We start from the raw sequence: 26,179 nt of genomic DNA, 5'->3' as shown, positions 1-26,179 counted from the left end.
GGGTGTAGCAAAATACTGCTTCACTTTTTAACTCCTTGTTTAGTCTGTCTTGATTCTTCATAAACTTTTTATTTACTTCGTGAAGTCATTGTATTTCTCGCTTTTATTCTATTAATGTCTGAGACTGTGCTGATATGATATAGTCAGCGAAATACTAAACTGTTAGATATGATGCTCCCTTCGTTGTACTACTTGCATGATCTGCGGTTGCCGGTTTTTAATATGACTATTAAAAAAGATTTAATATATGGCTGCGAAAACCTTAAAAAACTATTTGGAAAAAATAGACGCTGGTGAAGCTATTAATCTTAGAGCTTTTCAGAAATTAATAGCGTCTATTTCATCCTTTGATGGATTTGCCGAGTCTGACCTACAATCGGTTAAAAAGGGTGCACATACTTACATCCTAAGTTATATCAACCCTGAAAAGTTGGCTTTTTTACACCATTATGCTGAGAGTCAAGGCGAAGATAGAGTCTCAGGAGCAATGCAAAATAATAGCCATGCATTTAAAGTAAATGGCTCACTACTCCTTATCCAAAAATACCAAAACCATCCTGACGTTCTGATATTCAAAGACGACGGTAGGATTCCTAAATATCAAACCAATAAGTCTGCGTTAATATTAGAAAACAGAGAGCTGTTTATTCATAGCGATAAAACATTTAAGTTTTTGAGCGAACACTACCAAATTACTGAGGATATGCGTAAAGACATTGACGTCATCTTTGGTGCAGGGACAGAGATTACTAATAGCTTACACCTTCCATTTTTAAGTCTTTATAACACCTTGTATTTATGTCTAGATCTTGACTTGGGCGGCATTAAAACGGCAACCTCACTGATTAATAACTTGCCATCAAGCATGGAGATTCACTTTGTCATTCCAAATGATGTCGAGTCTCGCCTTAAGCAAGTTATTGATAAATGTTCGCCCGAATATATGCAAAAGGTATACAACCTTGATGAGAATATGCCTCAAGCACTGCTCCCCTGCATACGCATTATTAAAAAACATAATACTATCTTAGAACAAGAGGCATATTTGTATGGCTACTGATTTTAATACTCATCACCTGTCTTTTAATGAGCTTACGGCTCACAATATAAATGCCCCTACTATGGATCATAAAGATAGTCCATTGATCGACAATGACTTAGAACAGGGTATTGATGACTATTTGAATGATGACTTTAGACTCAACTATTCTCTTAATAAGATTGTTTTAGTTAACTCCGCAAGTCATGCTTACTCAGAGATACCCATCGACGAGCCTTTAGTACTACTTGGTAAAAATAACCGCGGCAAAACCTCTAGTCTCGCCGCGACTAAGCTTATTTTATACCCTGAGGTCAATTTTAATAACTGTGAAAGCAAATTTAACTTTACGAACAAAGCAAATTTAACTTTACGAACAAAGCAAATGATTCCTACAGCAAGGAAGAGTCTTACAAACATTATTTTCCAATCAGTGAATCTTTTATCGCCGTAGAAGTAAAGAACCACGCTGGTTTATTTACGATGCTGCTATACCGTGTTGGAGATTATAAATACCATCGTTTGTTCTTCCCTGTGCCTTATGAAGAGATAAAGCCGTTCATATGGAATGAGCAGACCAATTACTTTGCTGATGAGTTAGGTATTAAAAGCCTGATAGAGATACAGAAAAAACTGGGTGGATTACACCTCACCACCAAGCAAGAATTACAAAATGTGATGTATGGTAATAGAGGATCTAAGACCAGCCATTTTTGTGTGGTGCCGATTAAAGACCAAAAAGAGGCGTCTATTCGCTCTTTTGTCAAAGTTTATGAATTAGCGTTTGATGCTGGTAAGGATGAGAAAAAGAAATTGCCCAATGCTATTGCGACTATTATCGAGATGCAGCGGGGACGAGACAAAGAGAAGCTGAACGAAAATGTACATGACCTTAAGATAGAGCGCGCGCAGCTATTTGAAGAAAGTTTAAAGATTAAAAGCTTAACGGAGAATAAAGACGACTATGAATTTATTCAAAAGCAGTTTGATGCTCTACATCTGGATGCAAAACATGCGGTCTTAGAGTACACGGCATTTTTACGAGAATTTAAATTAAAGCAGCAGCAGTATGCTCAAGATAAAATCGCTATTGGTGCTAGAAAGGAAGACATTGAGAGAGAACGCAATCATGCCATAGAAGAAGTAAAGCAAGTTGCAAATGAGATTACTAGATTGGGTACACTGCACAAAGCATTAAAAGAGGAAGTAGCACAGCTGCAGCAACAGAAAATCAAAGCTGAGAAAATATTAGGTCAATTTTCTCACAAAAGCCCACAAGATATTATTGCTGAAATGACTATCCAACGTCATAGGTATGACGAAACTTTTAAAGCCATGCAAGCTAAAGAAAATACAGTTATTTTAATTCAGCAAAAGAATAAGCAGAAACAGGACTTAGAGGAAAAAATAAAATCCGCTCAAAACGGACTTGATAATCATGACTTGTTACTTGCCAATCAGTTACCCTCCCATAGCGCTCATATATTAGGCAGTATTAATGAGGATTTTTTAAATATTACCGCTAATAGCCCATTGACGGAGGAAGCTCTACGTCAAATTAGTGATTTTACGGCGCTGTTTACGGTTGATGATGCTAATCATTTGTCCTTTTTATCGTGCACTTTACCTAATACATTTTATCACCCTTATGATGCTGATAAACAGCGCTCCCAGTTTGAAAAAACTATTACACAAGATAAGAAAGAAGCGTTTACATTGAGCCAAGAGATTGGAGAGTTAAACAGCGCACTGTCTCAGTTTGATACAGACATAGGTAAAAAGATTACTGAGGGGAAAAAACAAACCCTTAAGGAGCAGATAGTAGAGCTTGATACCAATATTACGCTACTTGAAGGATTATCCTTGATCAAAAGTCAGATAGAGGATAAAACACAGCAAATAAGCCAAAAAGACAAGGCGCTGGCAGAGGATCAAGACCTGCTAGCCATTAACGAGCAATCTAAAGCATCAACAGACAGTAAGTACAATCAAATCGTAGAGCAGTTCGATGACATTATTAGCTTTGGTAAAGAGGCTGAAAGCATTACAAGTCTGCTGGCAGGTGTGAGAAAATCGCAGGGATTGCCTTATCTAGCGGAAGACGATCCTGAGATAGCATCATATTTAGAAAATAATGATATTGAGATTAATTTAAATGCGGCATCTACAATCGCCAATAGCATAGGCGGGCTAAGTGAGCGTATTAACAGGCTTGTCAGCAAAGTGTCAGATTTTACAGAAGTGGTTTTGGTAGAGGGTATTAATCCGCACCAGCGTATTGAAGGTATCAATAGTCTGGGAGAGGTGATTCAGCAATACAAAAACTCCTTTGATACGCTTGAATTTCAAAAAAGCAATTATCATGACAAAATAAAAACCCATAATAGTGTGATTGATAACTTATTAAAAGAAATTACAGATTCGGCTGGATTACTACGTACGACGATTAGCTCCCTCAATAAAAAATTGAATGAGCATAAGATATCTAACTTACATCAAGTCTCTCTTAAGCTTAACTTAGCACCTGATTTTGCGAATTTGGAGCGTACCTATGCTAAGCACAATGCCAATCAAACTAGTCTTTTAGATGAGCGCTTTTATGAATCACTTATCAACTATGTTGAAAAGACTAGCCATTCAAACAGTCAACGTTTAAAAATGCGTAATTTGATTGATAGTATTGATTACGAGTATACGCAGGCGACGGGTGAAATCGAACAAAAGTCACAATCAGGCGGTACGACCAGTACCATTACCGCCTTAATTGCCACATTGCTGTTTAGTGAAGCTTTCCAAAAAGGCAGTAGCTTACGCATGCCTATTATTGTGGATGAAGTGGGCACCATTGACAAAGATAATATCAAGACCATTGTTGAACAGGTAAGCAATGCTGGATTCACTATTATATGCGCCAATCCGGGCTTGCATGCAGACACCCTACGCTATATCCCTAATTACATTCGAGTTGATAAAAGCTTGCTCGATGGCAAGCCCAAATCTCGTGATTGTATCTTCCATATTATGCCGAGCCAAATCAACCGTCAGGGGAGGGTTGTGCATGGTCATTAATCGAGAAGCGATATTAGCAGGTATATTAAAGCATAAATCCCATTTTTTTAGATTCGTTGATGTGATTAATGCCAACGAGACAGCGTTACAGTTTCCTATGACAGCGTATCTGAAATTTTACGAACAAGTTATTTATCAAGATGATGACTATGCCTTAAAAGATATCTTAAGTGTCGAGGCATTATTGCAGGCGAATGTATTCGTTAATATTGATGGTTTAACCAATATGGTAACGCTATCAAAAGACATTTATAACATCTTAGTATGGCTGGATATTTCTCGCAAAAAACAATTAGATTCTCAACCTTTTGAATCGCATCGACAAGACGTCGTTCGACTGGCAAATGAGTTGACGACTTTGCCCATTGAGGGTATTAACTTTAAAGAGACTTATGCTTTTTTCTATGAAAAACTTAGCGACATTCAAGTAGATATCTCTGAAAATATGCGAGTCCTAGATTACCGTGTCGATGAAATTGCAGATATGTATAAAAGCCGTGAAATGGGCTCATTAGAGACGGGTTTAGATGAGTTATTTCATAGAGCGCAGCATGTATATCATCGTAACATCACGCCTTGCCTTGAGTTTATTAACCCAAGCCTTGAATTAAAAGGGACTAAAAATCTATCAGAAACCTTAAAAGATCTTGAGCATTATTTTGAAGAAATAGGGGAAGTAGACAAGGCGAGAACACTACAGTTTCGCGTTGGCGCTATCTTCTGTTATTACAAAGACATCAGAGCCATTGCCAGTCGTTTAAACGCTTATTTGGTGAATTTAGCACAAGAAAGAGAGTTCTTTTTGAGTATGGAGCGCGCTTTTGGGGTGTTGGTTGAATCGCTAGTGCCTTTAAGGCATGGACGCCATCAGAATAAATACTTAAATGCGGACAGCGAGGTATTCAAGCTTGCCACAACCTTTGATGGTTTAGAAGATCATAAAAAAAAGTACGAGAAACGTTTTAACTATTCACCAAGTAGGGGACTGGATCATTTTAATAATTATTATGAGATGATGCTCAGACGTCCGTTGAAGCAAAAGCTGGATAATCCCTTACGTGCGTTACCACTAGAGATTGACATTGAAGAGGAACGCTGCGAACAAATATTGAGTATAACGTTATATGAGATAGCAGTGGATAATATGATTGAGAATGTACAACGCTATGTGTGGCAGAAGCTACAGGAGTTATTGCCTAATGCGGGCATAATAGATTTTTTGTATGCGCTCGAATACTTTTTAAGTGCACTGGATGACGCATGTGTGTCTCAGCGCCGCAACGATCGTGATAGGATTGATGATGGTGTTTATTATCTTGATTATATCATTTGGGATTATGCAGAAGCCTCACTTTAAACATCCTAACGTTACTTCAAATAGACAGGTAGCACGCTATTATGGCAAATTACACATTAAGCAAAGAGATATATAGCCATTTAATGAATGGAAAGATGCTCAATAAACATCTCCTTGATAATGCAGGTGATGACACCGTTAATCCATTATTTATTGAGATAATAGACAATAAAGATGAATACGTTAAACAGTATAAAATGAGCGGTTATCATCTGGTTATTGCACCAATAAATGATCCTGAGTATATTTGCATCGTTGCTACAGGCACGCTAGATGGCACAAAAACTGAACTAGCAATGAAAGCGATGACTATGTTGCTTGTTATTGGTCAATATATTAATCACCATAAATTTAAACTCAGTAAATTAACCAATGCAAAAAGTGGTGGCTTGACTGAAGATGATTTTTTGAAAATGGCAGACATGCCTCATGTTAAAGAGATATTGGAGAAGTCCAAACTCATCACAAAAGGTGAGCGGACGTTACAAGACGTGGTTATGAAACTATTGGTTCATCGAGATATTATGATTGAAGTACCTAGCAAAAAAGCTTATATATTAACCAACGCAGGCCATTCTTTTTATCAGGAGATTCAGCGTAAGTTTGACACTGAGTCTGAGCTAGCAAATGAAGAAGATAATACGACAATAGATACGCAAGCAAGTTAATATTCAGAACAGCAATGTGTTATGACTTGATTACCTAACTTGCCAATGTAGCTAATATGATAATTATATTTGGCTCATCAATCAGTTTTTATTGCCCATAAAAAACTCTTCACTATCTCTTTAATTTTAAGACCGCTTTATTAGTTTTTTTATATACATCAAAAACAGGCTTATTACTTAGTAGTAGTAAGCCTGTTTTTGATGTAATGAGTCTCGTAAATGTGCAACGAGCAGTTTTAACTTTTGATCCGGTTGTCTGGCCTTAGGATAAACCGCATATAGCCCCAGCTTCTTGCTGGTAAAACATTGTAAAATCTGCGTGAGTGTATTTTTCTGTATCTCCTCATAGATCAACACTTGTGGTAAAAAAGCGATACCTAAATCGCTAAGCGCGGCTTGTTTAATTGCACTCAGATGATTGCTATGAAACCGACCAGGGACAGATATTAATTGCTCTTTGCCGTCTATATATAGCGGCCATGTACTGTTAGCCGTATTATCAAACTTATAAACCAAGCACTCATGATTTTGTAACTGTTCAGGAGTTTGAGGCGCACCATGTTGCTCTAAATAGGCTGGAGTCGCGCATATAATCCACTGGCTATCTATAAGGCGCCTTGCAATGAGTGAAGAATCTTCAAGCACAGCGGTCCTTAGTGCCAAATCAAATCCTTCCTCTATCAAGTCAACCAATCGATTGGTAATTTGTAACTCTACTGATACTTCAGGGTGTTGTTTACAGAATTCGGCAATAGATTCGCTAAATATGAAATTCGCAGAGACCACAGGCATGGTTATACGTATATGACCTTTCATATCTTCGCCGTAACCCGTGACAGCATTTTCAGCTTCTTGAAAGGCGGATTTAGCAATTTTAGCTTTGTTATAAAGCGCCCTGCCTGCATCGGTTAAGCTCAACTTTCTAGTGGTTCTATAAAGCAGTTGTATATTTAAGTTCTCTTCTAATCTCGCAATGCGCTTGCTCACTACCGAGTTCGTCAATGATAATTTTTCAGCGACTCTAGAGAATGACCCTTCTTCGACAACTTGAACGAATAAAATCATGTCGTCAGCTTTGGTCACACTTGTTCTCCAATTTTAGTAATGTGTTTCTAATTATAGCAAAAAAGGAAAATAACATTGTCCATTGATGCAATATATCAATGAATTAACAAGGCGTAGACTATTTCAGGGCATTTTTAACATTGGGACATAAACTGTCGCAAGTCGTGCTCGGCTTTGTCTACAAGACAGCTTTAGTAAATAAGCAGTCCCTATTTGTGAATATTTAATACAACTTAGTCATCATAGATTCGTCAAAATAAAGGCTTCGATGACTTAGTTCAAGGAAGATCACACAATCAAAAGGATGTAATTTTGAATCAAACAATATATGGGCTTTTGGCATTACTGCCAATCGTTCTCTGTGGTATTTTTCTGATAGGTTTGCAATGGTCAGCTAAAAAAACAATGCCTATCATTTTAGTGGTTACCGCTGCGCTTGCCATTTTTATATGGGATATGACGCTTAACCGAGTGTCATCATCTATTATTCAGGGTTTGGTCATTACGGTTTCGGTATTGTGGATAGTCTTTGGTGCTATTTTTTTGTTGAATACATTAAAACATACTGGTGCAATCGCCGTTATCCGTGCTGGGTTTACTAATGTATCGCCAGATAGGCGTGTGCAAGCCATTATTATTGCATGGTGCTTTGGTTGCTTTCTTGAGGGCGCCTCTGGTTTTGGTACAGCTGCCGCTATTGCAGCGCCTTTGCTGGTGGCAGTAGGATTTCCGGCGCTGGGTGCGGTGTTGATGGGAATGATGATACAAAGTACACCTGTATCATTTGGTGCGGTCGGTACGCCTATTGTGATAGGGGTAAATGATGGGTTAGATAAAGCTGCCATTAGTGCTCAACTGGCACAACAAGGAGTACAGTGGGGCGAATTTTTACAACTGATTACCAGTCAAGTCGCCATTATTCACGGTGTCATTGGTACGTTTATGCCACTTTTTATGGTGATGATGCTCACTCGCTTCTTTGGTAAAAACAAAAGCTGGCGGGAAGGCTTTGCGATTTGGCCGTTTGCAATTTTTGCAGGCTTGGCATTTACAATCCCTTATATGATAACCGGTGTTTTTTTAGGGCCAGAGTTTCCGTCACTGGTCGGTGGCTTGGTCAGTATTACTGTCGTTGTTAATGCTGCTAAAAGAGGGTTTTTGGTACCAAAAACCACATGGGATTTTGAACCGCAAAAAAACTGGCCGAGTGAATGGCTTGGTAAGTTAGTGGTCAGTAAAGAAGATATTACGCTAACCTTGAGTGATAAGAAGATGTCCACCCTTATGGCGTGGTTCCCTTATTTATTGGTTGCCCTTTTACTGGTGTTTTCAAGAGTATTTACAGGCTTTCAGTCTTTACTTAACAGTGTAGCAGTAGACCTAACCTCGATTTTAGGTGAGACAGATATCAGTGCCAGTTTTAGTCCTTTATACTTACCGGGCGGCTTGTTACTAATTAGTGCTTTGGTTGCCGCCGCTTTTCAAACTAGAAAGCCCGTCAGCGCACTAAACAGTGCCTTTAAAGAATCAGGTAAGACTGTGTTAGGGGCAGGTTTTGTACTTATCTTTACGATTCCAATGGTTAGAATTTTTATTAATTCAGGCATAAACTTATCAGATGTGGCGAGTATGCCAGTCGCCAGTGCAGAGTTGTTTTCAGGTACTTTTGGCAATGTTTTTCCATTGATTAGTGCAACCATTGGTGCTTTAGGTGCATTTATCGCAGGCTCTAATACCGTATCTAATATGATGTTCAGTCAATTCCAATATGAAGCCGCCATGAGCTTACATATTTCACCTTCTCTAATCATCGCAGCGCAAGCGGTTGGTGCCGCAGCCGGTAATATGGTTGCCATACATAACGTGGTGGCTGCATCAGCAACGGTGGGTTTACTTGGTATGGAGGGCGCCACACTTAGGCGTACTATTTTACCCACCATATACTATGTGTTGTTCTGTGGCATCATCGTCATGGCCGCCATTTATATTTTTGGTTTTCAAGGTCCCTTGGCATCATGAGTGACACACCATTACAAGATAAGGAGCGTCATATATCTTCGTCAAATCAAGCTTCTCAAGGCATGCTTAGTCCTGATCAGGTGTTAGATAAACTAACCAACTTGCTAGGCGCGAGTAATGTACAAGCTGATCCAGAGAAAAATGAGCACTATAGAATGGGGTGGCGCTCTGGTGGCGGCAGTGCCTTAGCGGTTTTGTTTCCGCAAACATTGCTGGACATTTGGCGTAGCCTAGAAGTGTGCGTTGAAGGCGACTGTATTATCATTATGCAAGCGGCAAAAACAGGCCTGACTGAAGGCTCAACACCAAGCGGTAATGACTACGATAGACCCGTTGTGGTGATTAATACGCTTGCCATAAACCAGTTGTATTTGGTGAATGATGGCGAGCAAGTGATTAGCTTGTCTGGGGCGACATTGCATCAGTTGCAAAGTCAGCTTAATGCTGTCAATAGAGCGCCTCACTCTGTCATCGGTTCCTCGACGTTAGGTGCGTCTATTATTGGTGGTATATCTAATAACTCTGGTGGAGCTCTGGTTAAAAGAGGGCCTGCTTACACCGAGCTTGCATTGTTTGCCCAAATAAATGAACACGGTCAACTGGTGCTAGTCAATCATCTAGACGTTAAGTTGGGTGATACTCCTGAAGAAATATTAACGAATTTGCAAAACGGTCATTTTGATAGAAGAGAATTACCTGACACTGGTAAGCTCGCATCTGACAGAGAGTACATCGCCCGAGTAAAAGATGTTGATGCAAGCACGCCCAGTCGCTTTAATGCGGACAAGCGCAGACTGTATGAAGCAAGCGGCTGTGCTGGCAAGCTTGCCGTATTTGCAGTACGTCTTGACACTTATCCAATAGCGGCAAAAGAGCAAACTTTCTACATAGGCACCAACAGTGTGAGTGAGCTTGCACAGCTCAGAAGACAGATACTATCCCGCTTCGACAATATCCCTGAAGTGGGCGAGTATATGCATCGTGATATATTTGATGTCTCCGCTAAATACGGTAAAGACACGTTCTTGAGTATCAAGCATCTCGGTACAAATGCTTTACCTAGACTGTTCTCTATCAAAGGCGCTATGGATGCAAAATTTCATAAGTGGTCATGGATGCCAAAGCATTTCACTGACAAAGTCATGCAGTTTATCGCTACTCTATTTCCAAAGCATTTGCCCAAGCGCATGATGGAGTACCGTAATCAATACGAGCATCACCTCATCATAAAAATGAGTGATGAAGGGATAGCAGAGGCTCAAGATTTTCTGAAGACGTTTTTTGATGCGTCGGACACGGGTAACTATTTTGAATGTAGTCAGGAAGAATCAGAAAGCGCGCTTTTAAATCGTTTTGCCGCAGCCGGTGCCGCATTACGCTATGAAGTTATACATGAAAAAGAGGTCGGTGAGATATTAGCGCTGGATATTGCCATACCACGTAACGAGCTAGAGTGGCTTGAAAGCTTGCCTGAAGACATTGAAAAACACTTAGAAAAGAAGCTGTATTACGGACATTTCTTTTGTTATGTGTTTCATCAAGACTATATATTAAAGAAGGGCAGTGATGCCAAGCTTGTTAAAAAGATGATGTTAGAGCTATTGAGCGCACGCGGAGCCAAATATCCTGCTGAGCATAATGTCGGTCATCTATACGAAGCAGAGCCTGATTTGCAGAATTTCTATAAAAGTCTAGACCCAACCAATAGCTTTAATCCCGGCATCGGTAAAATGTCAAAAACCAAACGTAACTGCTCGTGCTGTTTGTAATAGGCAGTTTGGGCTAAGCTTGCTGCTTCAAAAACAAGCCAATTGCATCCATCGTTTAGCACTAATCAATAAATAATTAGAGATTCAAAAATATTACATAGATATCTAACAGAATAAGGGCAAGCGTATGATTATTTCATCTCCAAACGACTACAGGGCTGCTGCCAAGCGCCGACTGCCACCATTTCTATTTCATTATATAGATGGCGGTGCTTATGAGGAATATACCTTAAAACATAATGTTGAAGATTTATCAAAAATTGCCCTTAGACAACGTGTACTGAATGATATGTCACAGCTTAGTCTCGAGACGCAGTTATTTAATGAAACTCTGTCTATGCCTGTCGCGTTGTCACCCGTAGGTCTGACAGGTATGTATGCCCGCCGCGGAGAAGTGCAGGCCGCTATGGCAGCCGATCAAAAAGGCATTCCGTTTACCATGTCGACAGTTTCGGTTTGTCCGATTGAGGAAGTAGTGCCTAAAATTAACCGTCCAATGTGGTTTCAGCTTTACGTATTAAAGGACCGAGGTTTTATGAAAAATGCCTTGGAGCGTGCCAAAGCGGCGGGGTGTTCGACCTTGGTTTTCACGGTGGATATGCCGGTACCAGGGGCACGCTACCGAGATATGCACTCTGGTATGAGCGGTAAAAATGCCGCTATGCGCCGTTACTTCCAGTCTGTGATGCATCCGCAATGGGCATGGGATGTAGGACTGAATGGCCGTCCGCACGATCTGGGTAATATCTCTACTTATTTAGGCAAGACAACAGGATTGGAAGACTATATAGGCTGGCTAGGTAATAACTTTGACCCCTCTATTTCTTGGAAAGATTTAGATTGGATTCGCGAGTACTGGGATGGGCCTATGGTCATCAAAGGTATTTTGGACCCAGAAGATGCCAAAGATGCGGTGCGTTTTGGGGCAGACGGCATAGTCGTATCCAATCATGGTGGGCGACAACTGGACGGTGTTTTATCCAGTGCACGGGCGCTGCCTCCTATTGCCGATGCGGTTAAAGGAGAGATTAAAATTTTAGCCGACTCTGGCATACGTAATGGCTTAGATATTGTGCGTATGTTGGCTTTGGGCGCTGATATTTGCATGCTAGGGCGCGCTTTTATTTATGCTTTAGCAGCGGATGGCGGTGCAGGGGTAAGCAATTTGTTAGAACTGCTAGATAAAGAAATACGCGTCGCAATGACCTTGACTGGTGCCAAAACGATTGCTGATATTAATTCTGACTGTTTGGTAAAACTGGATAATTAAACTGAGGCTATAGAGTTTGTCAGTACATGAAGTGAGCTCATGCAGATAAGATACCGGAGATTAGAAGCCGTCAGATTGGTCGTTGATCACAAGCGCGAGGTTGCAGAAATTCCAATATCTAGGCTACCAACAATAGAATGTTAGGGTGTTTTGGTTGTTATGTGATGACTGGGAATGAGATGCTATGCAAAGGGCTTATTGTGCATTGTGAATGCTAATAGGTATATTATTAACGTAAAGTAAGTATTACGTTGAACCCCGGAGCTTATCTATATAATCAGCCCAATCTTGCATCATCAGTATTCGAGTATCAATTTCATCTAATCGGTTATAAGCGCCGCCATGCGTATCCTTTATTCGATGTCCTAATTGCAGCTCGGTCACGATATCTGAATAACGCAACTCAGGTTGCTCCATAAGTAAGGTTTTAGCTGATGCTCGAAAGCCATGAGCGCATTGCACATCTTTGTAGCCAAGCCTATGAAATATTTGTACTAGTGTTGCTTTGCTAATATAAGGATTGCTTGAGACACGTATCGATGCAAATACATGTTCTTTGTGACCTGTGATTGCTTGTATTTTTCGTAAGCGCTCAATTACTTGAGTGGCTAGTGGTACAACTAAATGAGATACCATGTCATCACGACCTTCGCCTTTAGTAGGAGAAAACTCCCATAGCTTATTATCCCAATCTATATCTTGCCAACGCATAGACCGCAAATCGATACTACGCACAAAGACATACGGTAGTAAATTCATCGCTTCTAATGTGGTTTTACTTGCACCTTTGAAATGGGACATATCGTTCAGGAGGGTAGCAAACTGATCAGGCTTGGTAATGGCTGGTAAGTGGTTGCCTGAACTGGCAGGTGCGAGCTCGCCACGTGTATCAATAGCTACATTTCTATCGCATAATCCTCTTGCGACAGCAAATGAGAAGACTTTTTCAGTATAAAGCCGAGTGCTGGCACCAACGAAGGTTGCTTGATTTTCATTGTTTTGAATCGCCTCACATACACTCAATATCATCTCGCTCGTGATATCATTCATTCTTAAGTCGCCAATTTCTTGGCACATGTATCCTAGACACAAATCCCAAAATTTAAGGGTTGAGTCACTAAACGCGCGCTTTCTAGATTTACTATGGTGACGACTTGACGTTTTGTGATCTCGCCACGCTTGTGTGATTTCAGAAAATGTGGCGTTCTTTAGATGAGCATACTTATTGACTTGCTCTTTTTTATGAATGGCTTTAGGGTCGGAGCCTTGTGCGACCATGCTAAGTATAGTTTCTGCTTTATACTTAGCTTCATATAGACTGATATCTTCGACCTTACCTAGCATCATTCTAGGGCGCTTACCATCGATATGGGGATGAGCGTACCGTAAGTAGTATTCCTTTTTACCATTTGGATAAATACGAATACTTAAACCCGCGATACCTGAGACACTGACCGAGTAATCTTTATCTCGGCATTCAAGTTTATTGATATCATTTAAATTATCGACAGCCATGATGTACATCCGTCAGCTTTATAAGCTAGGTAAATTGTGAATGTTAATCTATTATCTCTATACTTAGATTTAGAGCAATCTTTGCGCACGTTTTATAAATCCTGAGAAGCGTCTTCTGGGAAACGTAGATAGCTATTGGACACTAACATGGACACTGTTATTCATTAGTGAGTTTACAAAACCCTTTAAATGGAAGGTTGTAAAGTAGAATCATCCCCAACCTTCACTTGGGGATGATTATAGTATAACGACTGAAGGAAGAGTAGGCTATGCGTTTATTGAGCTTTAGGTTATTTTAATGGTTATTTTGGTCAAATAATTGAGGTTAATATAAGATGGATGCTTTGCCTAGCATTTGATTGCACATATTTTCGACAAAAACCATGCTCCTGTACGTGCACAGAATATAAAAATTAGGGGCATAGTACTGTTCTGTGCAAATTTGGCGGTTGTCAAATTAGTGCTTTAGATGAAATTATATTACGAATAGTGAGGGGTTTTTGATAACTTAAAACAAAAAGTATTACAGCTTAGTTGGTCATGATATTCGCCACTATAAGGTAGTTCCAAACCAGACTTGCAGACAGGCTAAGTAGGAGCATTGTAAGATCATACCTGCGCTATTAGAATTGATATGAAGTAACAGATAACCAAAAGAGTGATGATTTTTGAGCTAAGCTAATAATCTATAGGTAGTGATATCTTTATATGCCTAACGCATTGCAAAAGCATTCGTACCAAAGAGCCAGATGATTAAGAATAAGAGACTACGCAAAGGGCTAGCTATGCATGGTGAAGGTAATAAGCATATTAACCATAGTCGGAACAAGTTCATCGAACAGATTAACTTTGAATGAATGGTAGAATTACTGTATCTACAACACATAGGTTTGTGAAATACATGCAAAGAGGTTATTAGCGACTTGATCTAATATACTAAGCTCAATTAGGGCTCCGCGTATTAAACCTTCAAGACATATCAGCTAGTAGTTACGTTAGGAGTGATTACAGTATTTATTTGATAGGTGGTACATATTTTGGTCAAGAAATTATCAATCAGATTAATAATTTACCGTTTGATTATAATTCCATGAATTTACTATCAGGTATTGCTTATTTAACATAATATACATTATGCGAAAACAAACCAATAGCTTTAGAAGTTAGGCCCATAGTTTTATACAGTGCGATTTATAAGCTCTCAAGATTGTCTCTGTGATTTTTATTCAGGGTTTATAACTTTTTATATTTAGGTATTAATAAAAATAATGCTCAGCATTAGCTAGCGACAGGTTTCTAGTAAATGCTTGCGCAAAGACTTGCCATCTTCATCTAAAATCACATCTGCCACTCGGCAATTAGCATCGTCACCGGTACCATTACATGACAACTCATAATAGACATTGCTGCCATGTGTCAAACTCACTTGCACCAATCCTTGGTCAGTCATCGAAAACTGCTTGTCTTGGGCATAATCAGGATCTTGCGAATCCCACAATACATCATAATCAACATGACAAGATATTTTCTCTCTATCAAAATAGTCTTGCTCAATCTGCATCGCGGCTTGTAGATTTGGGTCGGCATACTGTTGCAATACGACCGGATTATCCATGCCTTGATTGCTGACGTCTTGCTGATACATGTTGCTAATGGTCGCTATTTTTATGGCTGCATAAGCCTGAGTTGACTCTGCTATATCAGCTATAGCAGAATTGGTCGCTATCAGTCCCATAGCTAGCAGCGTCAGTGAATAATGTGTTGGCATGGCGTTCTCTACGAGCTTCAATGATATAAGTGTTATAAACCATTACATCATAACCATATTATGACTCTGCTGTATTATCGTATCATTCCGGTTTATCTATTAAAAACGATCTATTACTTAATAACTTTTAAATAATAACTTTTAAATAATAACTTTTAAATAATAACTTTTTGCTTAGTAATCTTGTGAAATTTGCCCAATTATATTCACAGTAACGTATATTTCGCTAACCACTGCGATAAGGATGCTTTATGACCCTATTATCTACTTTCAAAGACCGTTCATCTAAATTAACCGTTGGCTGCGCATTGGCTTTGGCGCTAGCAGCAACTGGCTGTCAATCTTCTGCTGAATCCAATATAGCCACTCCAAATCAATCTAACGGCCATTCATCAACGCCTGTTGTCTCCGATATCAGTCAGCAAACCCTTAAGCAGCAAGCCTTACGTATTCAGCGCGCGCTTGCGAATAAAGACTTCGCTCGCATCACTAATGATATTCATCCAACCCGTGGCGTCCGTTTTTCGATGTATGCCTATGTGCGTCCTGAGACGGATAAAGTCTTTAACCGTGAACAATTCGCCCAATATTTGCAACAGTCTAAAATTCGTTTTACTTGGGGTGAAAAAGACGGTACGGGCGATCTACTCGTCACGCCACTACCTACATATTTAGACACGTGGATTGATGCTAGCAAATTTAACAATGCCAGTATCAGTATTAATGAGTTCCAACACAGTGGGAATATGATTAATAACCTAAAGAAAATTTATCCCAATTCAGAGGTTGTCGAGTTTTATCATAAAGGCTCGGAGGAATACGCTGGTATGGATTGGCGCATCATGCGTTTAGTGTTTGAAGAGTATGAAGGTAAACGCTATTTGGTCGCTATTGTGAATGAGCAATGGACAACTTAAATGTTTTTTATCTATAAAAACATAGGCTTAAAATAAAAATAAGCCAAAAAAAAGGCAGTGTCATGAAACCATGCACTGTCCTTTTTATGGATTTTTCTTGCTTATATATTCATTATCGAACATTAATAGTGACTATTAATGATTTTGATTAAAGTGGTGTTTGGCGAAAAAACTTCATCATTATGTCGTAAATATCAGGGTAAGCATCGACCAGCTTTTGCGGCGTCTCAAAAAACACTTCACTGAGCACTGCAAAAAACTCCGCTGGATTAGTCGCGCCATAACGATCAAGACCTGATTTATGATGGCTTTGAAAATCCTCAAAATCTCGTGTCATAATCTCAGTCCAGCGCGCAGGATCCATATCGGTTTGCAGTGGTGGAAAGCCGTTGGCACGACCATTTAACATATCAAGCTTATGCACAAACTCATGAATGACAACGTTATGACCATCGCGCTCTCCTGAATGTTTGGCATCCTTCCACGACAGGATAACGGGGCCGCGCAGCCACGCTTCGCCGCTACGGTGCTGACTACCTTCATGGACAATGCCCAGCTCATCGACAGTGGTAGTTTCACTCTTATAGGAACCAGGATAAATGATAATGGCTGACCAGCCAGCATACCATTCAAGGCTTAGGTTTAAAATAGGCAGGCAAGCTTGTAAGGCGATAGATTGCCTAACCGTATCGCTAATCTCAAAACCTTGTGCGCCCGTGATTGACTTATCCGCCAAAAATAACGTCGCCAGCTCAAACAAGCGTGTTAGCTCGTCCTCATTTAACCGATCAAGTATGACAATACGCTGAGCCGCTTGCAGCCAGTCAGCATGGGTAAACTCGCTGTTGTCCAATATGCGCTGCTCGCGCCAGTCTTTTATCATGCTAAACATATTGAAGTTCCTTTAATTTTGTCGTTAGACTGTGCTTTTTATTATTGGCGTTATGTGTTTTATGGGGTTAAGTGGTGCTGACAATAAGCCTGTTTATCAAGATTCTAACGACAGCATATTCATAATCAATTTAATCAAGGTTTCTTTTTGGTTGGGATCAGATTCAGCGACCAACAAGGTTAATGCGGCAAGCCCCGTGTTATTGATAACCATGTCACCTTTATCATTGAGCAGTCGATTATTACGATGCAAAAAATCTACAAACAAAAAAGCGCCGCTGCGTTTATTGCCATCGGTAAAAGGATGGTTTTTGACCATAAAGTACAGCAGATGCGCCGCTTTACTCTCGATGGTCGGGTATGCAGGCTCACCAAATACCGTTTGCTCTAAATTACCCAGTACGCTGTCCAAACCATCACCACGAGGCTTAGCAAATAGCTTAGTCGCCTCGCCTCTATTTATCAGCTGAGATTTTAAATCCGTCAGCGCTGCCATCGCCTCAGTCGGACTGGGTAAGATACCGCCATCCTCCCCTGCAGGATTATCAAGCAAGCCTTCATCATAACGCTGTAACCATAAGAATGTCTGTGTATAACGGCTGATAATTTCAACCAAGCCGCGACCTTCATCGGTTTTCAGCTCAGGGCTTTGCGCAGTTTTTCTGATTAAATTTAATGCTTGTTGTAGCTCGCTTGAGTTTTTATCAAAGCGCTCTTGATTGAGTGTATAGCCTTGAACCAAGTATTCACGTAAGCGCTGGGTTGCCCATATACGGAACTGAGTACCTTTTTTAGAATTAACCCGATAGCCCACAGAAATAATAGCATCTAGATTGTAAAAGCGAATGTTACGTCGAACCTGCCGACTCCCCTCTTGACGAACTACCGAGGATTGCTCGGTAGTTGCTTCTGGGTCTAACTCACCTTCTTTATAAATATTTTTTAGATGTAATCCTATGGTATCCGAGTCTTTTTCAAACAGCGTCGCCAATTGGGCTTGTGAGAGCCATAGTGTGTCGTGTTCTAAGCGTATCTCTATCTGCGCCTTCCCATCAGCGCTTTCATATATCTCTACTTTTGCTGTTTTATCATTCGTAGCACCAGTCATCTTGGTTTTTCCTTAACTTAATATACGCGCTTATGCTCAATGTATAAATCATACAGCGACTGCATGACAGAGTACATAATAATGACTATCCTGTGCTTGGTGTATCTCGCGGCGAATAACCGAAGTGCTGCTTATAAATACGTGAAAAATAACCTTGATCGGCATAGCCTACTCTATGAGCGACCTCATCTATAGTCACGTAGCTTTTGGTTTTTAAAATGTGATTGGCCTGCTTTAAACGCAATTCCTTGACCCATTCTGAAAAGCTATAGGGCAACTTAGAAAACAGTTTATGCAAGTATCTGACAGATATATGACAAGCAGCAGCGACCATCGCTGGAGTTAAAGCGGAGTTTTCTAGATGCAAATAAACGTAATTCTCGATGCGCTTTAGGTGCACCGATTGTATGGACGAGCTGGTACTCATCATCACCTCTTTCGGGGCGCTCAATGTCAATACAATAAGGTTAAGCAGCTGCTGCTCTAATATTTTTATCTCTAAATCACCCAGCTGACTGTTATGAATAAGCGCCAGTATTTGACCAATTTGAAATACCAGTAACCTGCCTGCCCCTTCATCAATAGACAGACTGCGGGCAAACTGCCGCTCTATAGTGCCCATTTGCGGGGTTAATAGCGCTAAAGGCACTTTAATCACATACAGTGATGCTTCGTGCAGATGATAAAACTCATAAGGTAAGCTGGACAGTTCAATAAAAAATTGACCGGGTTTAGAGGTCAGCTGCCGTCCTTTTTGGGTAAAACGGACGTCGCCTGTCATAGGAAAAGTAATTAAAATACTATCATCAATATAGCCAGAGCTCTGTCTGCCGCGATTATAGTGCACAGTATTAGCATGATAGTGCGAAACACCTATCTCTAGAAGCTTAGCATGTTGCAAAAAACCAGAAAACTTATTCGGTTGCCGAAAACTAACATCAAGATCAAAATAAGTCTCATTGATGGTATGTTTCCAATCGAAGGCACCTAAGGTTTGCATGCTATCCGTTGCTGGCATCTCTAACCCTGAGGGGCTTAGAAGATTTTTATTCATGGATAAATCATGTGCAGCGATGTCTTTTGTCTTATCTGCTAGCAAGGTTTGATGAGAGGTATTTTGATAATGGTCTGGCTTCTGATTTGCATTCATCCTTGAACACTCAATATATGGTATACAACTGTACTGATATCCTATCAGTTATTCATCAATAATCCTCTTTTATATCATAAAATAAAAAAAGGCTTTAGGCGTTAAGTGCTCTTTAATGCCTAAAGCCTTGAGGTGGTCTTTCTTTATAACCTGCTTTTATAGACTTGCTTTATGCTGCTCGAGTCAGTTTATAAGTCCCAGTCTCATGCAGCTCTGCTTGCCAGCCATTTTTAATGACCACGGTAGTGGTTGGCTCTTGAATGAGCGCAGGACCTGTGACTACAGCACCAGCACCGAATTTCTCACCGTCATAGATAGGCGTATCAATCCAGTCATAGGATTGATCAAACAGCATCTCGCGGCTACCCGTTTTAGCATTACTGATATCCCCTTGCTGCGGCACAAGGCTCGGTAGCTTTGGCTTACTGATCTTACCAATTACTGATACCTCAATGTTGACCAGCTCGACGTGACTATCACGCTCATCATAAGTATAAAGTTCACGATGGCGATGATGGAACAATTCTAAAATGGTGCTGACGCTATCAGCATCGAGCTTACCATTCGGTATCAGCACGTTACATTCATGCACCTGACCAACATAGCGCATTTCCATGGTACGTTCGATGGTGATATCTTCATCTGTAAAGCCATCTTCTAGCAGTTTTTGTACACCCTGCTCCTCAAGCTCTTGTAGCTTAGCATTGAGTGATTGCAATTCTACATCTGGTGCGAGAATCATCATTTGTGTCGCTAAGTAGTTATACTTGATATCAGAGATAATCTGACCAAAAGCACAGAGACAGGATGCGATTTTTGGTATTAAAATAGTTCCAATGCCCATCTCCTCAGCCAGAGCAATAATATGCATGCCAGCTGCTCCGCCTGCGCAGACTAGCGCAAAATCCCGAGGGTCATAGCCTTTTTCGATAGTAATACGGCGAATGGCATTAGACATGTTTTGGTTAACGATAGCACTGATACCAAATGCGGCATGATCTAACTCGATATTTAGCGGATCAGCGATGTGTGTTTGCACCGCTTGTACCGCTTTGTCTTTGTCTAAAGTCACACTACCACCTAACACCGCATTCGGCTGTAGATAACCCAATACTAAGTTTGCATCTGTGACGGTTGGCAAGTCACCACCTTTACCATAACATGCCGGTCCAGGAGTCGCGCCAGCACTCTGAGGGCCGACCTCTAGCATACCAAAGGTATTAACATGGCCAATAGAGCCACCGCCCGCCCCTAATGTCTCTACATGAATCATAGGTACGCCAATACGATTACGTAAGAAATCAATATCGCGGTTGAGGCTGGTTCTGCCTGCCTTCGCCATGGTGATGTCAAAAGAAGTACCGCCCATGTCGACCGTGATAATATCGTCAATTCCAAAAGGGCTGGCAATATACAGACCCGCTTGTGGTGCAGATGCTGGCCCCGAGTTAATGGCATTTACCGCACGCTCTCGCATGATACTACCAACTGCAAGCCCGCCATTAGACTGGAAATAACGTACGGGCTGCTCAGCGCCTAACGCCTTAAAATAGTCGTCAATCTTATGGACATAAGATGCCATAACTGGGCTTAAATAAGCATTTACTAGGGTCGTTGAGGTACGGGTGTATTCCTTAATCTGTGGATATACGTCACTACCACAGCAGACGAACACCCCTGGCATATGCTGCTCAACAAGCTCTTTGGTGCGCTGCTCATGCTGAGTATTACGAATAGACCAGACGAAGGAGATAGCAACAGCCTGAACGTCTTGCTGCTTTAACACTTTAATCGCATCGAGGATATCTTGCTCATTTAGCGGCTCGTGTTCAGTGCCATCAGCTAAGATACGACCACGGATAGGGAAGCGACGATCACGGGTAGCAATTTGCGGTGCTGGCGGATAGCTAGCATCATAGCGATACCCTTCTTCTTTATGCCCTAAGCGTATCTCGATACTGTCCTCGTGGCCTGCCGTACATAACAGGCCAACCTTTACCCCTTTCATCTGAATCAGGGCGTTTAGCGCAACAGTAGTACCATTGATACATAGGTCACAGGCTTGAATAATCTCTTCAATAGGACGGTCAAACTGTCTGGCTATTTGCTGTAACCCGTTGGCAATGGCTAAGGTACCATCCTCAGGGGTAGAAGGTGCTTTAAATAGATGAACATAACCACTTCTTTCGGCCAAAACAAAGTCAGTAAACGTCCCGCCAGCATCGACTCCAATACGGAAATCATTTTTCATAAGTCATCCTTAACTCAAATTATTTAATATCATCAGTTAGTTTTGGGTTTTATGCTGTCAGCTTACGACGTAAAGCATCCGTCTCTGCTTCATTGACTGCGAGCGTTTGTGGATCAATAACCACCCCGTACTCAGTCTTAGCCGCTGCTACTGATATGATTCTTTCTTCTACATCTTTTAATACTGCGAGTACCGACCGTGCAAACGAGCTGCCGTAGCCGCCACCGCCTGGATTGGTATTACGCGCACGGTCGCCTGGTTGAATTTCAGTCATTATATTTTGCTTGTGCAGATCGGTGACGCCATCCTTATGGATAATCTCTAAGCGCCCTAATTTCAGCTCAGGTGAGATTTGTTCTGCACCTGCAGCGCCCATTGTCGGATGCTCACGACCTTCCCCAAACGCCACTACTGTCATCTCATGACCTAAAGGCTCAACTTCCCATACGGTGCCGCAACCACCACGATACTCACCAGCGCCGCCACTGTCTTCTGCCAAGCCATACTTATGAATTAAGATAGGATACTGATACTCTAATAGTTCAATATCACCAGAGCTTAACGCGCCAAAGCAGCATAAAGGACCGCAAGCATGCCAGCCGTCCATTTGCTGAGTCGCGCCAGCACCAGAGATAATCGAAGCTAGAATCATAGTGACGTACTGTTCCCCTGTTTTTGGGTCAATACCTGAGATGTTGATACCAGAAGCATGACCCCAAGAAGCAATCACACGATCTGGCGCGGCATCTTCAAATGCCATACGCACGGCATCGGTCAAGGTTTCCATCGGCGTGGTGGTACAGTTGACATGAGGGGCAGGCTCTTTGGCATTACATAGCGTGCCATGCTCACCCAAGTCTACTGTGACACAGCGGTATAAACCTTCGTTGTACGGCGGGTCTACTTGGGCAAACATCATCAGACCTAGCAGTACACCAGACATCGAATTGCCTGCATAGGAGTTAATGAAGTAAGGTACTTGCGGTGGACTGGTAATCTTGATATGTACATCGCTGTTTTTAATCTCAATATCAGCGCTGATGGGCAAATCACCCAAACCATGACCTGAATCTTCTAATACCGCTTCACCATGATACTGGCCATCTGGAATAGATGAAATTAATGAGCGCATATGGGTATCAGCCATATTCTTTAGCTCTTCGATCGCCGCACGGACGGTCTCTACCCCATACTTGTCTAGCAACGCAATCATATTACGCTCACCAACCGCACAAGCCCCATATTGAGCATTAAGATCGCCTTCTTGGTTACGGCGAGAGCGCATATTACTATGAATCAAATTAATGACATCACGACGTCGAACGCCTTTTTCCCATATTTTAATAGGCGGAATGCGCAACCCTTCGGCGTATATCTCTTTAGCGTCTGGATTATATCCTGCTGGCACGGGACCACCGATATCAGTGACGTGACCTTTGCATACTGTCCAAAACACCAACTCGCCTTTATAAAACACTGGCTTATACATACAGCAATCTAGGATATGACTGCCCATCATCACGGGATCATTGTGATAAATAACGTCGCCTTCATGAATATCATCACCATAATATTCGGCAACGGCTTTCATGGCTGGCATGAGCGAGCCTAGATGAATAGGAATATCCTGACCCTGCAAAATCATCTCAGGCAGATGATCAAACAAGGCATTACTATAATCATGAGCTAGGTTAAAGACGCTAGAGCGTGCGGTTTTTTCTAAGGTTGTCGTCATCTCGCGCTGCGCCGTTTCTAAGGCACCACGTACGACGGACAAAGTAATAGGATCAATTGAAGTGTGAGCTTTGCTCATGTGAGACTCCCTGTCTAGAAATTTATATCAGAAGATATGAGTGGCTCTGTAAAATATAGCGCCCAATGTGGCCGTCAATACTTCACAATTACACTCATTCTTTGTCTGGTCGTCATCTATCCTAATGACGAAGCTTTTTTACTATAGCGAGGTTTTTGGTAAATTAATTGACTGACAGTGCAGAGTTTTTGACTGTGAGTGCACACCTGTATGAATAAGTCTTGTGATTTCAGCTTTTGGAGAGAATGTTAACAATAAAGAGCGTTTGCAATAAAAAAGACAATGCATCGGTTATGATGCACTGCCCTATGAATTTACGTCTTTGACTATTTATTAGTTTAGTTTTGAGTTTACAGCCACACTTAAGCGTATTAAATGTCTGACATCAAGAAAAAATGCCGTCGTCAATAATACAGTCTTAAGCATAATCGTGTGTACCACGAATAGGATAGTTGTTTTCTGGATTTCTGATAAAGGCTAGACCATTTGCCAAGGCTTCCAGCTCAGGTCTAGCAAAAGGAGCGTTGGAGATATCTACAATCTGAATCTCCCCTTCTGTATTAATAACAAACAAGCCGGGCTCTGCAAATGGATGATCGGTTTCTTTCTCTGAACGTGGGTTGGAGATATAAAGACCCAGCATTTTCATTTGTTCAACGGTCAGATCATAGGCGATAGGAAAGCTTACATTTATTTTTTCCAAATGACTTTCTACCTGCTCTTTGCTGTCACCTGAAACAGCGATGACGTCGACACCCGTTTCATTAAATGCTGATTTTAATGTTTCTAACTGATTGAGGTATTTGGTGCAAATGGGACAGTGTTGACCTCGGTAAACAACCACCATTTTCCAGTCATGACCATTTTCGGGCTTGCCTAATAGCGTCATGTCACCATTATAAGTGGGTACTTCGATATTGGGGAATGTTGCACCAGCAATGATTTTTGGGTTGTAGTTTGCTTGCATTGTTTTATCCTTATAGTTTTGAGTCAAAAACATTTAATATCAAATTTGAGTGTTTGCTCAATTTGGTATGTATTGATACTACAAGCAAAAAGCCGACGGTGAAGTCGGCTTTTTGTTATTAAATTGGTATAAATTGAAAGTTTTTCTCTCTGTAGATATATGACTGGTCAATGCTGAGCATTATATTCGCGCTCACCCTACTACCAAGCGCATCAATTGGGTACTAATATAGCCACCGAAAGTGCCTACCGCATAGCCCAGAATGCCCAAAAACACACCCACAGGTGCAAGCGATGGGTGAAACGCTGTTGCGACAATGGGTGCTGATGAGGCACCGCCAGTATTGGCATTGGAGCCGACTGCCAAAAAGAAAAACGGCGCACGAATCATCCTAGCCACAGCAAAGATAATGACAACGTGAATGCTCATCCATAATAAACCAATAAGGAGCAGTCGCCATTGCGAAACGATACCCGCAAGATTGATTTGCATACCAATGGCAGCAATTAAGATAAAGATAAATACCGTACCAATTTTGGAAGCGCCCACATGGTCGAGCCTACGAATCTTGGTAAAGGAAAAAATAACCCCTATCAAGGTTATAATCACAACCATCCAAAAGAATGAGCTGGCAAAGCTATATTGTACTGCCCAGCTATAGGGCGCAAAAAACCCTGCAATTTGCCCACCAACAAAGTGTGCGACACCCACCATAGCAAAGCATAAGCCAAACATCACCATCAAGTCATTTAAAGTTGCTGGACGAGCATTGTCACGCTCATAATTCTCAACCGCCTTAATCACTTTATCAATACTACTGGTGTCTGCCCTCAATAGCCTATCTATCTTATCGCTATGCTTCGCCAATACCAAGATAGCCAATAACCATAATGAAGCATTGGTGGTATCGACCAAAATCATCATCCCAAATAAATCATCACTGACGCCAAACAACTCTTTCATCGCTGCTTGATTTGCCGCGCCGCCGATCCAGCTACCCGCCACCGCCGAAAACCCACGCCATAGCGTGTCATCAGTAAACATCTCAGGCGATATCCATTTAGCGACACCTAAGCTTATTGGACCACTAATAATAATCGCGATACTAGCAGCAAAAAACATGGCGATGGCTTTCCAGCCTAGCCCCAATATCTTCGGTACATCCATCGATAAGGTCATTAACAGCAAACTTGCTGGCAACAGATACGTGGCAGTAAAGCCATAAATCTGTGAGCCGATACCGTCAGCGAAGACGCCTAAACTATTAAGCGTTGCAGGGATAAAGCAGCACAGCACAATACCCGGCAATACCGCATAAAAGCGCTGCCAGAATTTACCGGGTAATCCTTGGGTATAAAAAACCAAACCGATAATGGCCATAATGATGCCAAAAGCCAATGGCAGGCTATCAATAGTTAAATGAGAAATATCGGGCATCAAATAGCTCCGCAGCACACGATGAATAAAAGCTTGTTAGTATAGACAAGGCGAAAAAAACGCGCAAGCAGCGATCGAATAAACACAAAAAAGCCAGATAACGAGT

At 41.2% G+C, this 26,179-nt stretch carries 19 protein-coding genes; 9 read left to right on the top strand and 10 right to left on the bottom strand.

The window, feature by feature from the left end; translation table 11 throughout:
• Window positions 1-247 precede the first annotated feature (247 nt).
• Genes JMW64_RS07380 through JMW64_RS07360 form a run of 5 tightly spaced genes read left to right on the top strand, consistent with a single transcriptional unit; the run spans window position 248 to window position 6,133 of the window.
• The gene (locus JMW64_RS07380) at window positions 248-1,060 is read left to right on the top strand and encodes a hypothetical protein (protein WP_201553849.1); all 813 of its coding nucleotides are present in this window, start codon (window positions 248-250) and stop codon (window positions 1,058-1,060) included.
• The gene (locus JMW64_RS07375; RefSeq protein ID WP_201501272.1) at window positions 1,050-1,493 is read left to right on the top strand and encodes a hypothetical protein; all 444 of its coding nucleotides are present in this window, start codon (window positions 1,050-1,052) and stop codon (window positions 1,491-1,493) included. Before JMW64_RS07380 ends, JMW64_RS07375 begins: the two co-directional genes overlap by 11 nt.
• A gap of 29 nt (window positions 1,494-1,522) precedes the next feature.
• Window positions 1,523-4,108, top strand: a complete 2,586-nt coding sequence (locus JMW64_RS07370; RefSeq protein ID WP_201553848.1) for a hypothetical protein — start codon at window positions 1,523-1,525, stop codon at window positions 4,106-4,108.
• Window positions 4,098-5,465: a hypothetical protein gene (locus JMW64_RS07365; RefSeq protein WP_193007400.1), complete on the top strand. Its 1,368-nt coding sequence runs from the start codon at window positions 4,098-4,100 to the stop codon at window positions 5,463-5,465. Before JMW64_RS07370 ends, JMW64_RS07365 begins: the two co-directional genes overlap by 11 nt.
• A gap of 41 nt (window positions 5,466-5,506) precedes the next feature.
• Entirely contained in the window at window positions 5,507-6,133 is a 627-nt protein-coding gene (locus tag JMW64_RS07360; protein WP_201553847.1) for a condensin complex protein MksE, read from the top strand.
• A 177-nt stretch (window positions 6,134-6,310) separates the two neighbouring features.
• Here the strand turns inward: JMW64_RS07360 and JMW64_RS07355 are convergent, their stop codons facing one another.
• The gene (locus JMW64_RS07355; protein ID WP_201501268.1) at window positions 6,311-7,216 is read right to left on the bottom strand and encodes a LysR family transcriptional regulator; all 906 of its coding nucleotides are present in this window, start codon (window positions 7,214-7,216) and stop codon (window positions 6,311-6,313) included.
• Between the two features lie 294 nt (window positions 7,217-7,510).
• On the opposite strand from JMW64_RS07355, the gene JMW64_RS07350 reads away from it, so the two are divergent.
• The 3 genes from JMW64_RS07350 (at window position 7,511) to lldD (ending at window position 12,256) form a co-directional block, all read left to right on the top strand.
• On the top strand, window positions 7,511-9,217 hold the full coding sequence (locus tag JMW64_RS07350) for an L-lactate permease (RefSeq protein ID WP_193007398.1): 1,707 nt from the start codon (window positions 7,511-7,513) through the stop codon (window positions 9,215-9,217).
• Window positions 9,214-10,986 (top strand): D-lactate dehydrogenase, encoded by a 1,773-nt coding sequence (gene dld / locus JMW64_RS07345; RefSeq protein ID WP_445260950.1) that lies wholly within the window; start codon window positions 9,214-9,216, stop codon window positions 10,984-10,986. The genes JMW64_RS07350 and dld overlap by 4 nt, the downstream gene beginning before the upstream one ends.
• A gap of 127 nt (window positions 10,987-11,113) precedes the next feature.
• The gene (gene lldD, locus JMW64_RS07340) at window positions 11,114-12,256 is read left to right on the top strand and encodes an FMN-dependent L-lactate dehydrogenase LldD (protein WP_193836978.1); all 1,143 of its coding nucleotides are present in this window, start codon (window positions 11,114-11,116) and stop codon (window positions 12,254-12,256) included.
• A 246-nt stretch (window positions 12,257-12,502) separates the two neighbouring features.
• Here the strand turns inward: lldD and JMW64_RS07335 are convergent, their stop codons facing one another.
• Both JMW64_RS07335 and JMW64_RS07330 read right to left on the bottom strand, forming a co-directional pair.
• Window positions 12,503-13,771: a tyrosine-type recombinase/integrase gene (locus JMW64_RS07335; protein WP_193836979.1), complete on the bottom strand. Its 1,269-nt coding sequence runs from the start codon at window positions 13,769-13,771 to the stop codon at window positions 12,503-12,505.
• Between the two features lie 1,282 nt (window positions 13,772-15,053).
• Window positions 15,054-15,539: a hypothetical protein gene (locus JMW64_RS07330; protein ID WP_201553846.1), complete on the bottom strand. Its 486-nt coding sequence runs from the start codon at window positions 15,537-15,539 to the stop codon at window positions 15,054-15,056.
• A 251-nt stretch (window positions 15,540-15,790) separates the two neighbouring features.
• On the opposite strand from JMW64_RS07330, the gene JMW64_RS07325 reads away from it, so the two are divergent.
• Window positions 15,791-16,456, top strand: coding sequence for a hypothetical protein (locus JMW64_RS07325; protein ID WP_201553845.1), 666 nt, complete (start codon window positions 15,791-15,793; stop codon window positions 16,454-16,456).
• Window positions 16,457-16,604: 148 nt separating this feature from the next.
• Here JMW64_RS07325 and JMW64_RS07320 read toward each other — a convergent pair whose 3' ends face one another.
• From JMW64_RS07320 to JMW64_RS07290, 7 genes are all read right to left on the bottom strand, one after another.
• Window positions 16,605-17,348 carry a M90 family metallopeptidase gene (locus JMW64_RS07320; RefSeq protein WP_201553844.1) on the bottom strand — a complete coding sequence of 248 codons (744 nt, stop codon included), beginning with the start codon at window positions 17,346-17,348 and terminating at the stop codon, window positions 16,605-16,607.
• Between the two features lie 96 nt (window positions 17,349-17,444).
• Window positions 17,445-18,455, bottom strand: a complete 1,011-nt coding sequence (rhuM, locus tag JMW64_RS07315) for a virulence protein RhuM/Fic/DOC family protein (protein WP_201553843.1) — start codon at window positions 18,453-18,455, stop codon at window positions 17,445-17,447.
• An 85-nt stretch (window positions 18,456-18,540) separates the two neighbouring features.
• Complete coding sequence (locus tag JMW64_RS07310; RefSeq protein ID WP_201553842.1) at window positions 18,541-19,605, bottom strand: AraC family transcriptional regulator; 1,065 nt, start codon at window positions 19,603-19,605, stop codon at window positions 18,541-18,543.
• Window positions 19,606-19,774: 169 nt separating this feature from the next.
• Entirely contained in the window at window positions 19,775-21,856 is a 2,082-nt protein-coding gene (gene capA, locus JMW64_RS07305; RefSeq protein WP_201553841.1) for a caprolactamase subunit alpha, read from the bottom strand.
• A 49-nt stretch (window positions 21,857-21,905) separates the two neighbouring features.
• Window positions 21,906-23,669 carry a caprolactamase subunit beta gene (gene capB / locus JMW64_RS07300; RefSeq protein WP_201553840.1) on the bottom strand — a complete coding sequence of 588 codons (1,764 nt, stop codon included), beginning with the start codon at window positions 23,667-23,669 and terminating at the stop codon, window positions 21,906-21,908.
• Between the two features lie 418 nt (window positions 23,670-24,087).
• Window positions 24,088-24,636 (bottom strand): peroxiredoxin-like family protein, encoded by a 549-nt coding sequence (locus JMW64_RS07295; RefSeq protein WP_201553839.1) that lies wholly within the window; start codon window positions 24,634-24,636, stop codon window positions 24,088-24,090.
• A gap of 192 nt (window positions 24,637-24,828) precedes the next feature.
• Complete coding sequence (locus JMW64_RS07290) at window positions 24,829-26,073, bottom strand: DUF819 family protein (protein WP_201553838.1); 1,245 nt, start codon at window positions 26,071-26,073, stop codon at window positions 24,829-24,831.
• Between the last annotated feature and the right edge of the window lie 106 nt (window positions 26,074-26,179).

Source organism: Psychrobacter immobilis (assembly GCF_904846065.1).
Taxonomy (GTDB): domain Bacteria; phylum Pseudomonadota; class Gammaproteobacteria; order Pseudomonadales; family Moraxellaceae; genus Psychrobacter; species Psychrobacter immobilis_H.
This window is presented reverse-complemented; position numbering and strand designations above follow the sequence as displayed.